The sequence below is a fragment of the Streptomyces sp. NPDC048270 genome, assembly GCF_040652335.1.
Lineage (GTDB): Bacteria > Actinomycetota > Actinomycetes > Streptomycetales > Streptomycetaceae > Streptomyces.
On sequence record NZ_JBEZLV010000006.1, the window covers coordinates 85,983 to 100,722 of the forward strand.

Below are 14,740 nucleotides of genomic sequence, written 5' to 3' on the forward strand. Positions count from 1 at the left end.
GGACTTCGCGGCCCCGCCTCACGCCGTCGGCGGCCTCCCCGCGCCGGGGGTCGGTCGGACTTCGCGGCTCCGCCTCACCGCCGCCGGCGGCCTTCCGGCGTGAGCCGGGCGGTCGGCCAGGCGGGCGGTCAGGTGGAGACCGTGATGCGGAAGACGGGGTGGTCGCCCGCGGCCGCCCGGAGTTCCGCGTCGGAAGACGCGGCCGTGACCCCCTGGAAGAAGCGGTTGACCTCCCAGCCCCACTTCTCCAGGTAGGCGCGCAGGATGGCCGCCTGCTCGACGGGGTCCGTGATCTCGGTGGCGGTGAAGGTGCGCACCTTGCGGCCCACGCGCAGTTCACCGCCGCCGGCGACCCGCATGTTGCGGACCCACTGGGAGTGGCCGCGGGCCGAGACCAGGTACTGCGCGCCCCGGTACGTGTGCGGGTTGACCGGGATCCGCTGCATCGCGCCGGACGTGCGGCCGCGGACCGACAGCTCGGCCGTACCGGCGAGGCTGATGCCGATCCTGGCCAGCTTGCCGAACAGCGCGTTGAAGCGGACGGCGAGCGGGCCGGCCTGGGCGTAGTACGGGCGGGACGCGTTCATGGTGGCCTCCGGTGCGGCGATCCAAATGGAGAGCACTGCTCTCGTCTGAGATCAGTGTGCACGGATCGGCGCACCAAATCAAGAGCAGTGCTCTCGAAAGGGAGCGGAGCTCTGATTTTTGGGCAGTGCTCTGTCCGCGTGGCACACTGGCGCGCATGAACACCGTGCGAGGGGCCAGGGAACGGGCCCGCATCGAGGTCACCGCCGCCATCAAGGACGAGGCGCGCCGCATGCTCGCAGCCGAAGGCGCCGCCAAGCTCTCGCTGCGCGCCGTCGCCCGCGAGCTGGGCATGGTCTCCTCCGCCCTCTACCGCTACTTCCCCAGCCGCGACGAGCTGCTCACCGCCCTCATCGTCGACGCGTACGACAGCGTCGGCGCGGCGGCCGAGGAGGCCGACGCCCGCTCCCTCGCCGCCGGGGGCGCGCCCCGCGCCCGCTGGGTCGCCGTCTGCGAGGCCGTGCGCGCCTGGGCGCTGGAGCACCCCCACGAGTACGCCCTCATCTACGGCTCCCCGGTCCCCGGCTACAGCGCTCCCGCCGACACCATCGGCCCGGCCTCCCGGGTCGGGAACGCGTTCATCGCCATCGCCCGCGACGCCTACGAGGGCCGCGGTCTGGCCCTGCCGCCGCTCCCCGCGCCGCTGCGCCCCGAAGCCGTCCGGATGACCGCCGACTTCGCCGACGGGCTGCCCCCGGAGGTCACCGCCGCGCTGGTCGCCGCCTGGGCCCAACTGGTCGGCCTGGTCTCCTTCGAGCTGTTCGGCCAGTTCAACCGGGTGGTCGAGGACCGGGCCGGCTTCTTCGCGCACGCCGCCGGCCAGCTCGCGCACGGGGTGGGGCTGCCGGCCGTATGAGGTGAAGGCGGCGGACCCCGGGGCGGATTCACGCGAAGCGGGGACGACTCGCTCTTCTGTTTGTCTGACGAATGCGGGCGGTTCAGCCTTGAAGCACCGGCCGCCCGTCTAGTGTTCCTCGGGTCGAACACCCCCCTGCCGCCGCCGGAGGAACGTTCATGCGCCGCGCCGTGAAGGCCCTGTACGCCGTACTGGTCACCGCGTTACTCGCCGCTCCGTCCCCCGCCGTCACGGCGGGCGGCCCGGTGCGCGGCGCGGACCCGGTGCGCGGCGGGGACCCGTCGCGGGCGGACCGGGCGCCCTCGCTCGCGCCCGCCCCCAGCCCCACCGCACCTCCCGTACCCCGGATGCCGGGCGTGCGGGGCCTGGAGATCGGCGTCCCGGCGTACGTCTGGGCGAACGACCGCATGCTGGCCGATCTCACCGCCACCGGCCCGGCCGCCTCCGTGGTGGTTCTCAACCCCGGCAACGGCGACGCCCCGTTCGACGCCGCCTGGCGGGCCCGCGCCGATGTCCTGCGCGGCGGCACCACCGCCACCGGCGAGAGGACCAAGGTGCTCGGCTACGTCCACACCGACCACGGCAACCGGGACGCCGCCGCCGTCAAGGCGTCCGTCGACAACTACCTGAAGTCCCCGGACGGCCGACTCCACGTCGACGGCATCTTCTTCGACGTCGTCAGCCGCGACTGCGGTCCGGGCAACGCCACCCGCGACCACTACGCGGAGCTCCGCAGCTACGTCGAGGACGCCATGGACACCGTCGACCCCGCCGTCCCCGGCCTCGTCGTCAACAACCCCGGCACGGCGATAGCCGACTGCTACCTGGAACCCGGCCACCGGACCGCGGACGTCTTCGTCACCTACGAGGACACCTACGCCGCGTACACGGGCGGCGGCTGGCTCGGCGGCAACGTCTTCGACGCCCGCGACGGCTACCGCGCCGGCAGCGAACTCGACCCGACCGGAACCGCGTTCTGGCACCTGGTCCACGAGGTGCCGGACGCCGACGCGATGCGCTCGACCCTGCGCACGGCCTTCGACCGCGGAGCGGGCTACGCGTACGCGACCAGCGCGGCCATGCCCAACCCCTGGAACACCGGCCCGGCATGGGAGTTCCGCAGCCAGACCGACCACGCCGCCACCCTCGGTTGAGGGCCGCCCCTGGCGCCCCACGGTCGACGGCTCCGGCGCTCGGTCCACCCCGCTGCCCGTCCACCCGTCCGGAGCGGGTCGGCGGTCAGCCGTCAGCGGTAGTCGTCCGGGTGGCCCTGCATCCACGTGTTGATCTTGTCCCGGGTGCCGATCAGCGACTTCTGGTGCTCCTTCAGGTTCTCGAAGGACCGGTCGCCGCCCAGTTCCGCGTCGAGCTTCGCGATCAGCGCGATCGGCTCGGGGAAGTGGCCGGGCCCCTTGGGGTCCGCCTTCATCGCGCGGTCCATGCGGTGGAGTTCGTCGTAGACGCGGTTGAGGAAGTAGGAGCACTGGGCCGGGGTGCAGGTGTCGTCCAGCGTCGCCTGGAGCCCCGCGAAGGCGTCCCGGACCTTCTCGGGCGGCACGGAGGCGTCGGCCGGGACCGAGGACGAGGGTCTCGGCGAGGACGCCGGCGCGGGTGCCGACGCCGAGCCGGACGCGGCAGCGGGGGCCGACGAGGACGGCGCGGCCGCGCCGGCGGGCGCAGCCGCCGGGTCCGCGCCGCAGGAGACCGCGAACGCCGCCAGCGCGACGGCCAGCACGGCGGTGGCCCGCGCGGTGGAAAGGAACATCTGCTACCCCCAAGATCGTTGGAGCAGCAGACCCTACAGAACACCGGGAGGCCGGCCCGCCGCGCCCCCGGGCCGCCGGCCCCGCCCCCGTACCCCCTCGGCTCCCGCCCGGTCGGCCTCCCGCCCCGGTCGGCCTCAGATCCCCGCGGCCTCGCTCCACAGCCGCGCCAGCCCCAAGTCGCCGGTCACTCCGGGCCCCGCCAGCGGCAGCCGGTTCCACAGGGCCGCGTACAGCCAGCCCGCCTCGCCCGACACCTCGCAGTCGACCGGGTCGTCCGCCCCGCCCAGCACCGTACGGGCCGGCTCCGGCGAAAGGTGCACCGTCCACACCGCACCCGTGTCGAAGGCCCTGATCCGCAGCACCCGGGGCTCCGGGGTCCGTACTCGGCTGCGCGGGCGCGCGTGGAAGCCGGTCAGCAGCTCGTCCACCCCGTCCTCCGCGAACTCCGGGTCGACCGGCGAGAACACGACACCGAGCGCCGCTTCCGCGTCCATCCGGTGCACGGCCGTCTCATGGGCCTGCCGCCGCGCCCAGAAGGCCAGCGGCGAGGGCGCGGCCGTCGGGAGGAAGGTCCAGCACTGCACGTCGGCCGGCGCCTCGGCCAGGGTCCGCACCAGGTCCGCGTGGCCCTCGCCGAACCAGGCCAGCAGCTCCCCGCCGGTCAGCTCGGGCGCGTCCGGGAACGGCACCGGGTCCAGCAGGCCCTCCCCGACGAAACCGGCCGCCCAGCGGTGCACCGCCCCGGTGTGCCGGAGCAGGTCGGCGACGCGCCACTGCGGGCAGGTGGGCACGAGGGCGTCCGTACCGGCCCGCTCCGCCAGCTCGGCGAGCAGCTCGCCCTCCCGCTCGAGGGCCTTGACGTATGAGGTGATCTCCATACGGGAAGTCTGTCAGCCGGTCCGCGACAATCAAGGTATGGACCGGGAACTCTTCCCGCGCGAGCGGACCGTGATCGCGCCGGGCGCCGTGCACGTTCCCGACTGGATCGCAGCCGCGCGGCAGCGGGAGCTGCTGGCCGCCTGCCGCGCGTGGGCGCGCCCGCCCGCGGGCCTGCGTACGGTACGGACCCCGGGCGGCGGGACGATGACCGCCCGGCAGGTGTGCCTCGGGCTGCACTGGTACCCGTACGGCTACGCCCGCACCGCCGTCGACGGCGACGGGACCCCGGTCAAGCCGATGCCCCGCTGGCTCGCCGACCTCGGGCGGGAGGCGGTGGCCGCGGCCTACGGGACGCCGCCTGGGCCCGAGGTCGTCTACGACATCGCCCTGGTCAACTTCTACGACGGCGACTCCCGCATGGGCATGCACCGCGACGCCGAGGAGCGGTCCGGGGCGCCCGTGGTCTCGCTCAGCCTGGGCGACACCTGCGTGTTCCGCTTCGGGAACACCGCCTCGCGCGGCCGGCCCTACCAGGACGTGCGGCTGTGCAGCGGCGACCTGTTCGTCTTCGGGAACTCGAGCCGACTGGCCTATCACGGGGTGCCGAAGGTCCTGCCGGGCACGGGGCCGCAAGGGCTCGGGCTCACCGGTCGGCTGAACATCACGCTGCGGGTCGGCGGGCTCGGCTAGCGGGCGGCGTCCGGCGCCCTCCGATCATGCGAGGATCGGGTGCATGAACGGCAACGGGGCCCCGCGGCGGGTGGGGGATGTGACCACGGTGTCCGCGGCTTCCGCGAGGACCAAACTGGAGCGGGGCCGCGGCGCCCTCGGCCCTGCGCTGGAGCTCGTCCACACCGGCCGGGCGCCGACCCGGGCCGTCCTGACGGCGGAGCTCGGGGTCACCCGCGCGACCGCCGGTGCGGTCGCCGCCGAGCTGGAGGCCCTCGGGCTGATCCGCGTCGACTCGCGCCCCGGTGGCGCGGGCGGCACCCAGGGCCGCCCCTCGCACCGGCTCTCCGTGGACGAGAACGGCCCCGTGGCGCTGGCCGCCCAGGTGCACCCCGACGGGTTCCGGGCCGCGCTGGTCGGCCTCGGAGGCCGGATCGTGGCCACCGCTCCCGGCAAGGTCACGGTGTCCGCCGACCCGGCGCAGGTGCTCGGCGCGGTGGTGGAAGCCGGAGCCGAGCTGCTCGCGCGGACCGGCCGCCGCTGCGTCGGCGCGGGCCTCGCGGTCCCCTCGGCCGTCGCCGAGCCGGAGGGCACGGCGCTGAACCCGCTGCACGTGGCCTGGCCGGCCGGCTCTCCGGTACGGGCCGTCTTCGCGCAGTGCGTGAAGGCCGCCGGGATCGACGGCCCGGCCCTGACCGGGAACGACGTCAACCTCGCCGCCCTGGCCGAGCACCGGCACGGTGCGGGGCGCAGTGCGCAGCACCTGCTGTGCGTGGCCACCGGGCACCGCGGGGTCGGCGGGGCGCTGGTGCTGGACGGCCGCCTGCACAGCGGGAGTTCGGGGCTGGCCCTGGAGGTCGGCCACCTCACCGTGAACCCCGAGGGGCGGGCCTGCCACTGCGGCAGCCGCGGCTGCCTGGACGTGGAGGCGGACCCGCTGGCCTTCCTCACCGCGGCGGGACGCAGCCCCGGCCCCGAGGTCTCGCTGCTCCAGCAGGCACGGGACCTGCTGCGGAGCGAGTACGCGCAGCCGGCGGTACGGGCGGCCGCCGAGGAGCTCATCGACCGGCTCGGCCTCGGCCTCGCGGGGCTGGTGAACATCCTGAACCCGGACCGGATCATCCTCGGCGGACTGCACCGGGAGCTGCTCCACGCCGACCCGGAGCGGCTGCGCGCGGTGGTCGCGGACCGCAGCCTGTGGGGGCGCAGCGGCAGCGTGCCGATCCTGCCGTGCACCCTGGACCACAACAGCCTCGTGGGCGCGGCGGAGCTGGCGTGGCAGCCGGTGCTCGACGACCCGCTGGGAGCCCTGGGCGCGGCGGCCTAGCCTGCTGCGGCCGGGCACCGGGGGCCGGGCACCGGGGGCCGCGGCCGCGTGGTCCGGGGCGCGTGGTCCGGGCCGTGCGGCGTGCGCGGCGCGGCCCGGCGCCTCCCGGGTCGGCCTCCGGCGGCCGGGGCGGCCGTGCGCTACCCGGGCCTGGCGCCGACCGACGCCGCCACCGACAGGCCCGCCGAGATGGCGCCCGGGTCCACGGCGACGAGTGCGGTCCGGGCGGGTTCCCGTACCGGCTTGCTCGAGATCCTCACCGGACGCGGCGCGGCCACCGTCGCGGGGGCCGCCGTGAGCGAGAACCAGACGACCTTGCCCGGTCCGTCCGCCTGGTGCCGGGCGCCCCAGGCCTCGCTGAGCGCCTCCACGAGCGCCAGCCCGCGCCCGCAGGTCTCCAGCGCGTCCATCGCCGCCTCCCGGAGCACCGGAAGGCGCGGATCGCTGTCGATGACCGAGACCGTGAGCCGCCCCAGGCGGAACTCGATCTCGACGGTGCAGGTCTTGTCCGGTTGCGCATGGCGGTGCACGTTGCTGAGCAGCTCCGTCACGCCGAGCGCCGCCCGGTCGATGAGCGGATCGAGCTGCCAGTGGCGCAACTGCGCGGAAACGATCCGGCGGATCTGGCCTATACGCGCCGGCAAGGCCTGCAGTTCGACGACGCAGTGCCTTCTGGAATGACTGATCACGGCTGCGACTCCCCGACATGAGTGTTACGGGTGCTGCACCCTCGGTAATGCTCCACCAGGGTCACCCACGGTGCCCCGCAGTGCAACCGAACGCGATCGAAAGCGATCCGCATGGAAACCCAAAGTGACTATTTGTGCAGGTGAGGGAGGTACATTGCGAAAGCAGGGGGCGAATACACGCACGAAGGAGCACGGCGCATGAGCACCACCGGCACCAGCGGAACGACGGGGACCACCCGCACCACCGGCACGACGGCCACGACCATCGACGTCGACCGCAGCGACGCGCACTACCGCGCCTGGCTGAAAGAAGCCGTCCGCAAGGTCCAGGCCGACGCCAACCGCTCCGCGGACACCCACCTCCTGCGCTTCCCCCTCCCCGAGGACTGGGGCATCGACCTCTACCTCAAGGACGAGTCCACGCACCCCACGGGCTCCCTCAAGCACCGCCTCGCCCGCTCGCTCTTCCTCTACGCGCTCTGCAACGGGTGGATCCGCCCCGGCCGCCCGGTGATCGAGGCCTCGTCCGGCTCCACCGCCGTCTCCGAGGCGTACTTCGCCAAGCTCATCGGCGTCCCGTTCATCGCCGTCATGCCGCGCACCACCAGCCCGGAGAAGTGCCGCCTCATCGAATTCCACGGCGGGGAGTGCCACTTCGTGGACGACTCGATGAAGATGTACGAGGAGTCGGCGGAGCTCGCCGCCCGCACCGGCGGCCACTACATGGACCAGTTCACCTACGCCGAACGGGCCACCGACTGGCGCGGCAACAACAACATCGCCGAATCGATGTACCAGCAGCTGCGCCTGGAGCGGTACCCCGAGCCCGCCTGGATCGTGGCCACGGCCGGCACCGGCGGCACCTCCGCGACGATCGCGCGCTACGTGCACTACATGCAGCACGACACCCGCGTATGCGTCCCGGACCCGGAGAACTCCTGCTTCTTCGACGGCTGGACCAACAACGATCCGCACGCGAGCAGCGACTGCGGCTCGCGCATCGAGGGCATCGGACGGCCGCGCATGGAGCCGAGCTTCGTGCCGGGCGCCGTCGACCGCATGATGAAGGTCCCGGACGCGGCGAGCGTCGCGGCCTGCCGGGCGCTGGAGACGGCCATAGGGCGAAAGGCGGGCGGGTCCACCGGAACCGGCCTGTGGAGCGCCCTGAAGATCGTCTCGGAGATGGTGGCCGACGGCCGCAAGGGCAGCGTCGTCACGCTGCTGTGCGACCCGGGCGACCGCTACCTGGACAAGTACTACTCCGACAGCTGGCTGGCGGAGCAGGGCCTCGACATCGCCCCGTACACGAAGACCCTCGAGACGCTGCTGGCGACGGGAGTCTGGCGCGAACCCTCGGCCGCCTGACCGTCCGCCGCCCCTTCGGGTCAACCCGCCGTCGTGGAGGCGGGGTCGGCCGGGCGGACGGCTACTGGCCGGCCGCGCGGCGGCCGGTGAGCCGGCCGTCCAGGGCGCGGACCGCCGTGCGGAAGGAGTGGCCCAGACCCGGACGGACGGCCGTCAGGGCCAGCCGGAAGGGCGTCGGGCCGTCCGCGGCGAAGGTCCACCGGACGTGCGTGCCCGAACCGGCGGGCGTCAGCCGCCACTCCTCCAACAGGGCCCGCACCCCAGGGGCGTTGGTCTCGTCCACCCGGTACGCGTAGCGCTGCTCGGGATCCGCCGCCATGATGGTCTCCCGGAACCTCACCCCGCCCCTCAGCCGGACCTCCCGGCCCGCGCCGCCGTGCGTGGGGCGGGCCAGCGTGACCGCCCCGAACCAGCGCGGCCAGGCCTCGACCTCCTCGGCCAGCGCCTGGTACACCGCCTCGGGCGGCGCCGCGGCCTCGGCGGCGAAGACGAGCCGGACCGGCGCGGTCTCGATGAAGTCCATCCCCACCGGGCGGAGTCGGCGAGCCATGGCGGTACCTCCCGTTGGTGCGTATGACGGCTGATGCGGCGGCTGATGCGGCGGCTGATGCGACGGCGGGGGCGACGGCGGGGCGACGGCGGGGGCGGACGCCGAACGGTTGCGCGCGCCACCATAGCTGGCTGTTCGTCAGATGTCCGCTCCGGAGCGGTTTTCCGCTGCCTGCGGGCGCGTGGCCCTGGCCACGGGCCCCCGCCGCGGGGGATGCTGGAACCGCGCCGATCCCGCCCCGCGAGCGGAGCCAGCCGTGCCGCAGCCCCCGGAGATGCCCGTACCACCGCCCGTCCCCGACCCGAGCCCGAAACCGGCCGCGATTCCGGGCCCGGGCCCCAGCGGACGTCCGGAACCGCCCCTGGTCCGGAGTGGAAGCCCGGAACCGCCCCCGGGCCCGGGCGGAAGCCCGCAGCCGCCCCAGGTCCCGCCCCCGCCGCTCGCCCTCGAGCTGCTGGTCCACGGAGTGGCCGGCGCCGCCCCCGCCGATCTGCTGGGCGATCCGCGCACCGTCCGCGTCACCGGGGACTCCACCGCCGCCGTCTTCCGCCGCACCGAGGACGCCGACGCCGAAGCCCGCCCCGAGCGGTACGCCGGACGGCCCGTCCCCGAGGCCTACTGCTGGTCCCGGCTCACCTCCGGCAACGGCGCCCGCGCCCTGTGGCTGCTGCTCCTGCCCTTCATGGTGGCCAACCTCGCCCACTGGGCCCGGCCGGCCACGCCCGACGCCGACCCCGCGCCCCGCGCGGTCCGCACGTACGGGGTCCTCGTACGGATCCTCGCGCTCAGCCTGACCGTGCTGCTCATCGCGGCCGCCTGCGAGGTCGCGCTCGACCTGTTCGCCTGGCAGTGCGCGGGATCCGGCACCTGCACCGCCGACCGCTCCTGGCTGGGATTCCTCGCCGACGGCGGCTGGTGGGCCCAGCCCGGGCGCCGGCTCGCCCTCGGAGCGCTGGTCCCCGCCGCGTTGACGGGGCTGCTCTGGTACCTGTCGAACCGCACCTGGAGCGCCTACGAGTCCCAGCCGCCGCCCGCCGGCGCCCCCGACCCGGACACGGCCCCGGACACCGCGCCCGCCCTCGGCCGCCCCGGATTCTGGTACGGGCGACGGATCGTGGCCCGGCTGCGCGCCGCCCACACCGCGGCCGGGCTGCTCACGGTGGCCGCGGCCGTCGCCCTGCCCACCGCCCGCCACGACCGGGCCGCCGGAGCCCCCGTGCTCGAAGCCGCCGGCTGGGCGCTGGAGGCGCTGCTCGCCGCCGGGGGGCTCAGCGTGGCCTGGGTGGTCGGCCGGCGCGGCCGCAGCGAGGCCCGGCCCGACCGCCGGATCGACCATGCCGCCGTCACCCTGCTGCCCGGCGCCGCCCTCGCCCTCCTCGCCGCCGTCCTCCTGTACGCCTGCTGGTCGCGCCCCGGCTGGACCTCAGCCGGGCGCCTCCCCGGCGACTTCGCCTTCGGGGCGCTCATGCTCGGCCAGGGCCTGTGCGTGCTCGCCCTCGCCGTGGTCGCCGCCGCTCTGCACCGCCGGGCCCCCGATCCGGCCGCCGCCCTGCACGGCCTGGGCGGGCCCGCCATCGCCATGCTGGGCTGCGCGCTCGGCGGGGTGATGTCCGGCGGGGTCGCCCAGCGGGTCGCCGACTGGCTGGACGGCGGCGCCACCCCCGGGATGGCCGGGGCGCCGCTGCCCGGGCCGCCCGTGCTGCTGTCCTGGCAGGCCGCGGTCCTGCCCCCGCTGCTGCTCGTACTGGCTCTGGTCGCCGCCTGGTTCGCGGTGCGCGGAGCCCGGGCCGGGCGCAGGCTCGCCTGGACCGTCGCCGCCGAGTACCCGGGGGAGGTGCCCGACCGGACGCGGAGCCGTCGGATCGCGGGGGCCCGGACCGCCGCCGCGCTCACCGACTCCGCGCCGTGGTTCGTGGCGGCCGTCTCCGGGATCACCCTGCTGCTCGGCGCGGGGGCCCTCGCCGGAGCCTGGATCGGGGGGCGGGTGCCGGGCGAAGCGGCCCGCGGGAGCGGCCCGTTCCTGGAGACCGCCGCCCGGGCGGCCCAGGACACCGGGTCCTGGCTCATCGGCCTCGGTTTCGTCCTGTTCGTCACCTGGGGCCGGCGCGCCTACCGGGATCCCGCAGCCCGCCGCACCATCGGGATCCTGTGGGACGTCGGCACCTTCTGGCCGCGTGCCGCCCACCCCTTCGCCCCGCCCTGCTACGCCGAGCGCGCCGTCCCCGACCTGACCTGGCGGATGACCGGCTGGACCGCGCGCACGGCCGGACGCCTGGTGATCTCCGGCCACTCCCAGGGCAGCGTGCTCGCCGCCGCGGCCGTCTGGCAGCTGCCGCCGCCCGTCCGCCGCCGGGTCGCCCTGCTCACCTACGGGTCCCCGCTCGGCCGGCTCTACGGCCGCTGGTTCCCGGCCTACTTCGGCCCCGGACCGCTCACCTCGCTCCACCGCGAGGTGGACTGCTGGCGCAACCTGTGGCGGGCCACCGACCCCATCGGCGGGCCGGTGCTCCCCGGCACCCCGCGGGCCGTCGACCGCGGCCCGCTCGCCGACCCCGTGGCCTACGGCCGCAGCCCGCGCCACCCGCTGCCCGCGCCGATCCTCGGCCACTCCGACTACCAGGCCGACCCCGCCTTCGCCGCCGAGCGCGACGCCCTGCTCGCGCGGCTGGACCCGGCGGCGCGGGCCCCGGGGCCCCGCCCGGCAGCCGCTGGGGGCGTACCCGGTCCTGACCTGCCAGACCCTGACCTGCCAGAGCCTGACCTGCCAGAGCCTGACCTACCCGGCCCTGACGTCCCCGGTCAGCGGCTCAGCAGGGCGCCGGCTGGGCCGGCCGGGCCGGCAGGTCCGCCGGGAACAGCAGGGTGAGCTCGTCCGTACTCGGCTCCCGCAGCTGGGCCACCCGCCCCGCGTGCCGTTCGACCATGGACTCGAAGGTCTGGCGCGCGGTGCGGCCGTTGCCGAAGGCCGGGCCCTTGGGCAGCTCCGTGAAGTAGTCCAGCAGGGCCTCGGCCGTGCCCTCCCCGAGCCGGTACTCGTGTTCCTCCGCCTGCTGCTCCACGATCCGCAGCAGCTCCTCGGGGCCGTAGTCGCCGAAGGTGATGGTCCGGGAGAAGCGGGAGGCCACGCCCGGGTTCACGGTCAGGAACCGGTCCATCTCCGCCGTGTACCCGGCGACGATCACCACCACCGCGTCCCGGTGGTCCTCCATCAGCTTCACCAGGGTGTCGATCGCCTCGCGCCCGAAGTCCCGGCCCGAGTCCTCCGGCGCCAGCGCGTACGCCTCGTCGATGAACAGGACCCCGCCGCGCGCCCGGTCGAAGGCCTCCTGCGTACGGATCGCCGTGGACCCGATGTGCTCGCCGACCAGGTCCACCCGGGACACCTCCACCAGGTGCCCGCGCTCCAGCACGCCCAGGGAGGCGAGGATCTCCCCGTAGAGCCGGGCGACGGTGGTCTTGCCCGTGCCCGGTGAGCCGGTGAAGACGAGGTGCCGGCGCACCGAAGCCGCCTTGAGGCCCGCCTGCTGCCGTCGCCGGCCCACCTCGATCATGTCGGTGAGCGCCCGCACCTCGCGCTTGACGCTGTCCAGGCCGACCAGCGCGTCGAGCTGGCCCAGCACCTCGCCGGAGCCGCGGGCCGCGGCCGGGCCGCCGTCCTGACCGTCCGCCGCGTCCGCCGACCGCGCCACCGGGACCTCCGCCGCCTGCGGTACGGGGCTGTGCGCCGGGCCCGCCGGACGCGACTGCGCCCGCGCCCCGGCGAAGACCGCCCCGTCCGCGGCCGCCTGGGCGCGCAGGCCGGACCCGTCGCCCGTGCAGCCCTCGGCGACCGGCCCGTCCTCCGGGAACTCGTACCCGCCGCGCGCACAGCGCTCGGTGTGGCAGCGGGCGAGGGTGGTGCGGCAGCCGTCGAGGATGTGGAACCCGAAGCCGGCACTGCCCGTCACCCGGCAGGCCGTGAAGCTGCCGCGGCCGCCCGCCGACACGTAGAAGCCGGATTCGGCGGGCGAGGTGACCGTGCACCGCTCCACGGTGGGATCGGCGCCCTTGGTGACGATCACCCCGGTCTGCACGGCGTCGATGGTGCAGTTGGCGAGCGTGCCGCCGCTGCCGTGGTCGCGGAACCACGCCCCGGTGGCGGCCTCCCGGATCCGGCAGTCGTCGAGCTGCGCGGTGGCCCCGTCGCTCACCGACACCGCGGTGTTGCGCACCTGGGACAGGTCGCTGTCGACCACGTCGACCCGCGAACCCCGGTCCAGCACGAACAGCGCGTCCGGCACGTCGTGGACCCGGCAGGAGTCGAGGGAGGCGGTGGCCCCGTCGCTGATCCACACCGCCGGATAGTCGCCCGTGCTGTCGTGGATCTCGCAGGACTGCGCGTCGACCCTCGTCCCCGGGTCCCACACCGACAGTCCGTTGCGCCCGAAGCGGCGCACCGTCGTGCGGCTCAGCGTGAGCACCGAACGGGACCGCAGGTCGACCGCGTTCTCGGGGATGTCGTGGATGTCGCAGCCGGCCAGGGTGAGGGTCGCGTCGGTGTCGAGCGTGACCCCGTCGGCGGAGGTGCGGTGCACCGAGCAGTCCGTGAGCCGGGCCGTGGCGCGTGCGGCGACCTGCACCCCGCTGCCCTTGATCTCGTACACCTCGCAGCCCAGCGCCTCCAGGCCCGAGCCCTCGCCGGTCACCCCGATGCCCGCGCCCGTGGCGTGGTGGATCCGGCAGCGCTCCAGGCGCGGGCGGCCGCCGCCGCGCACCGAGATCCCGGTCTGCCCGGCGGCAACGACCTCGCACTCCTCGAACACCCCGCCGCCGCCGTCCAGTACGGCGATGCCGACCCCGGTCGGGTTCTCCACGGTGCACCGCCGCACGAGGGGCCGGGCCCCGCTGCCGCGCACCTCGATGCCGGCCGCCGAGCGGGTGCTCACGCGCAGGTCGGTGAGTTCGGGGGCGCCGTCCTCCACCAGCAGCGCGGGAGCCGCCCGGTCTTGTCCCTCCAGGTGCAGGTCCTGGACCACGGCCGAGGCGCGCACGGTCAGCGCGACCCCGTCGGGCGGGGCGATGCGCACCGAACCCAGCCCGCCCTCCGGCCCGCGCAGGGTCACGGCGTGGTTCAGCACCAGGTTCTCGCGGTAGGTGCCGGGGGAGAGGGACAGGACGTCCCCGTCGCCCGCGACGGCCAGGGCCGCGGCCAGCGTCGGATACTCACCGGAGCGGCGCCGCCAGCGCGAGGCCCCGCCGTGCGTCACCTGGACCGTGCCCTGAGCCATGGTGCTGTCGTGCCCCCACCCTCGTACTCGCCGGGCCGCCGATGCGGCCGGTCTGGTCTGGCCGGTCCACCGTAGCGCGCGCGGGGCCCGTGAGTTGCCAGGTCAACTGCCCGCGCCCGCCCGGCCCCAGTCCGGCCCCGCCGCCGCCCACGCGCGGTCCAGGCGTATGTACCGCCGATGCACCAGCCTTCGTACGACCAGGCGGCGGACCGTCTCCGCCAGCGCGGCCGCCGCGAGCGCGGCGGCCAGGCCCGCGACCGCCGCGTGCAGGGCGGCCACGGACGGATCGAGCGGCTGTCCGACCAGCCGGCCGCGGGCATCGGTCCATATCCGGAACTGCTCGCCGGCGCGCGGAGGTTCCTCGGCGGCCGGCACCGTCCCCTGATGGCTGCTGCCGTCGGGCGCCGTCCACGCGGCGACCACCTGGGTCCGGGTCGGGGCCGTCCGCTGCGCCGAGGGATCGGCGGACGCGTCCGCCGCCGACTCCGCCGCCGGCCGGACCACGACCGCGGGGACGAGGTGCCGCTCCTGCCGCTGTGCGAGGGCGGCCTGCTGCAGCGTCCCGTCCACCTGTATGCCCGCGACGCAGCCGATGGCCGGCGCCACCAGCAGGACGCACAGCAGCGCCGCGAACGCCACCCACGCCTCGAAGAGATCGGTCGGCCGGCGCAGCGGATTGCGCCGCCAGCGCCACACTCCCATTGCTGTCCACACGGTCCGGCTCCCCCTACGTACGCCAGCCACCCGTCCTGTCCTGACTGATCCAACGGTGTGGTCGCACCGGTGG

The 14,740-nt window shown here is 75.4% G+C and carries 13 protein-coding genes; 6 read left to right on the forward strand and 7 right to left on the reverse strand.

What is annotated here, in order from left to right:
* Positions 1 to 128 precede the first annotated feature (128 nt).
* The gene (locus tag AB0D66_RS08325) at positions 129 to 587 is read right to left on the reverse strand and encodes a nitroreductase/quinone reductase family protein (RefSeq protein WP_362298517.1); all 459 of its coding nucleotides are present in this window, start codon (positions 585 to 587) and stop codon (positions 129 to 131) included.
* A 155-nt stretch (positions 588 to 742) separates the two neighbouring features.
* Here AB0D66_RS08325 and AB0D66_RS08330 point away from each other — a divergent pair, with 155 nt between their 5' ends.
* Both AB0D66_RS08330 and AB0D66_RS08335 read left to right on the forward strand, forming a co-directional pair.
* The gene (locus AB0D66_RS08330) at positions 743 to 1,441 is read left to right on the forward strand and encodes a TetR/AcrR family transcriptional regulator (RefSeq protein ID WP_362298520.1); all 699 of its coding nucleotides are present in this window, start codon (positions 743 to 745) and stop codon (positions 1,439 to 1,441) included.
* 158 nt (positions 1,442 to 1,599) lie between these two features.
* Positions 1,600 to 2,595 (forward strand): spherulation-specific family 4 protein, encoded by a 996-nt coding sequence (locus AB0D66_RS08335; RefSeq protein ID WP_362298523.1) that lies wholly within the window; start codon positions 1,600 to 1,602, stop codon positions 2,593 to 2,595.
* 92 nt (positions 2,596 to 2,687) lie between these two features.
* Here the strand turns inward: AB0D66_RS08335 and AB0D66_RS08340 are convergent, their stop codons facing one another.
* Positions 2,688 to 3,206, reverse strand: coding sequence for a hypothetical protein (locus AB0D66_RS08340; protein ID WP_362298526.1), 519 nt, complete (start codon positions 3,204 to 3,206; stop codon positions 2,688 to 2,690).
* 135 nt (positions 3,207 to 3,341) lie between these two features.
* Positions 3,342 to 4,085 carry a maleylpyruvate isomerase family mycothiol-dependent enzyme gene (locus AB0D66_RS08345; protein ID WP_362298529.1) on the reverse strand — a complete coding sequence of 248 codons (744 nt, stop codon included), beginning with the start codon at positions 4,083 to 4,085 and terminating at the stop codon, positions 3,342 to 3,344.
* Positions 4,086 to 4,122: 37 nt separating this feature from the next.
* On the opposite strand from AB0D66_RS08345, the gene AB0D66_RS08350 reads away from it, so the two are divergent.
* Entirely contained in the window at positions 4,123 to 4,776 is a 654-nt protein-coding gene (locus tag AB0D66_RS08350; RefSeq protein ID WP_362298532.1) for an alpha-ketoglutarate-dependent dioxygenase AlkB, read from the forward strand.
* 43 nt (positions 4,777 to 4,819) lie between these two features.
* Complete coding sequence (locus AB0D66_RS08355) at positions 4,820 to 6,082, forward strand: ROK family protein (protein ID WP_362298535.1); 1,263 nt, start codon at positions 4,820 to 4,822, stop codon at positions 6,080 to 6,082.
* A 140-nt stretch (positions 6,083 to 6,222) separates the two neighbouring features.
* Here the strand turns inward: AB0D66_RS08355 and AB0D66_RS08360 are convergent, their stop codons facing one another.
* Positions 6,223 to 6,771: an ATP-binding protein gene (locus tag AB0D66_RS08360; protein ID WP_362298538.1), complete on the reverse strand. Its 549-nt coding sequence runs from the start codon at positions 6,769 to 6,771 to the stop codon at positions 6,223 to 6,225.
* Between the two features lie 198 nt (positions 6,772 to 6,969).
* On the opposite strand from AB0D66_RS08360, the gene AB0D66_RS08365 reads away from it, so the two are divergent.
* On the forward strand, positions 6,970 to 8,136 hold the full coding sequence (locus tag AB0D66_RS08365) for a PLP-dependent cysteine synthase family protein (protein ID WP_362298541.1): 1,167 nt from the start codon (positions 6,970 to 6,972) through the stop codon (positions 8,134 to 8,136).
* 61 nt (positions 8,137 to 8,197) lie between these two features.
* Here AB0D66_RS08365 and AB0D66_RS08370 read toward each other — a convergent pair whose 3' ends face one another.
* Entirely contained in the window at positions 8,198 to 8,686 is a 489-nt protein-coding gene (locus AB0D66_RS08370; RefSeq protein ID WP_362298545.1) for an SRPBCC family protein, read from the reverse strand.
* Between the two features lie 274 nt (positions 8,687 to 8,960).
* Between AB0D66_RS08370 and AB0D66_RS08375 the strand changes: the two genes are divergently transcribed.
* Positions 8,961 to 11,552, forward strand: a complete 2,592-nt coding sequence (locus AB0D66_RS08375; RefSeq protein WP_362298864.1) for a hypothetical protein — start codon at positions 8,961 to 8,963, stop codon at positions 11,550 to 11,552.
* Here the strand turns inward: AB0D66_RS08375 and AB0D66_RS08380 are convergent.
* Positions 11,494 to 13,953, reverse strand: a complete 2,460-nt coding sequence (locus AB0D66_RS08380; RefSeq protein WP_362298550.1) for a right-handed parallel beta-helix repeat-containing protein — start codon at positions 13,951 to 13,953, stop codon at positions 11,494 to 11,496. The genes AB0D66_RS08375 and AB0D66_RS08380 overlap by 59 nt on opposite strands.
* A 102-nt stretch (positions 13,954 to 14,055) precedes the next feature.
* Complete coding sequence (locus AB0D66_RS08385) at positions 14,056 to 14,667, reverse strand: hypothetical protein (RefSeq protein ID WP_362298553.1); 612 nt, start codon at positions 14,665 to 14,667, stop codon at positions 14,056 to 14,058.
* Positions 14,668 to 14,740 lie beyond the last annotated feature (73 nt).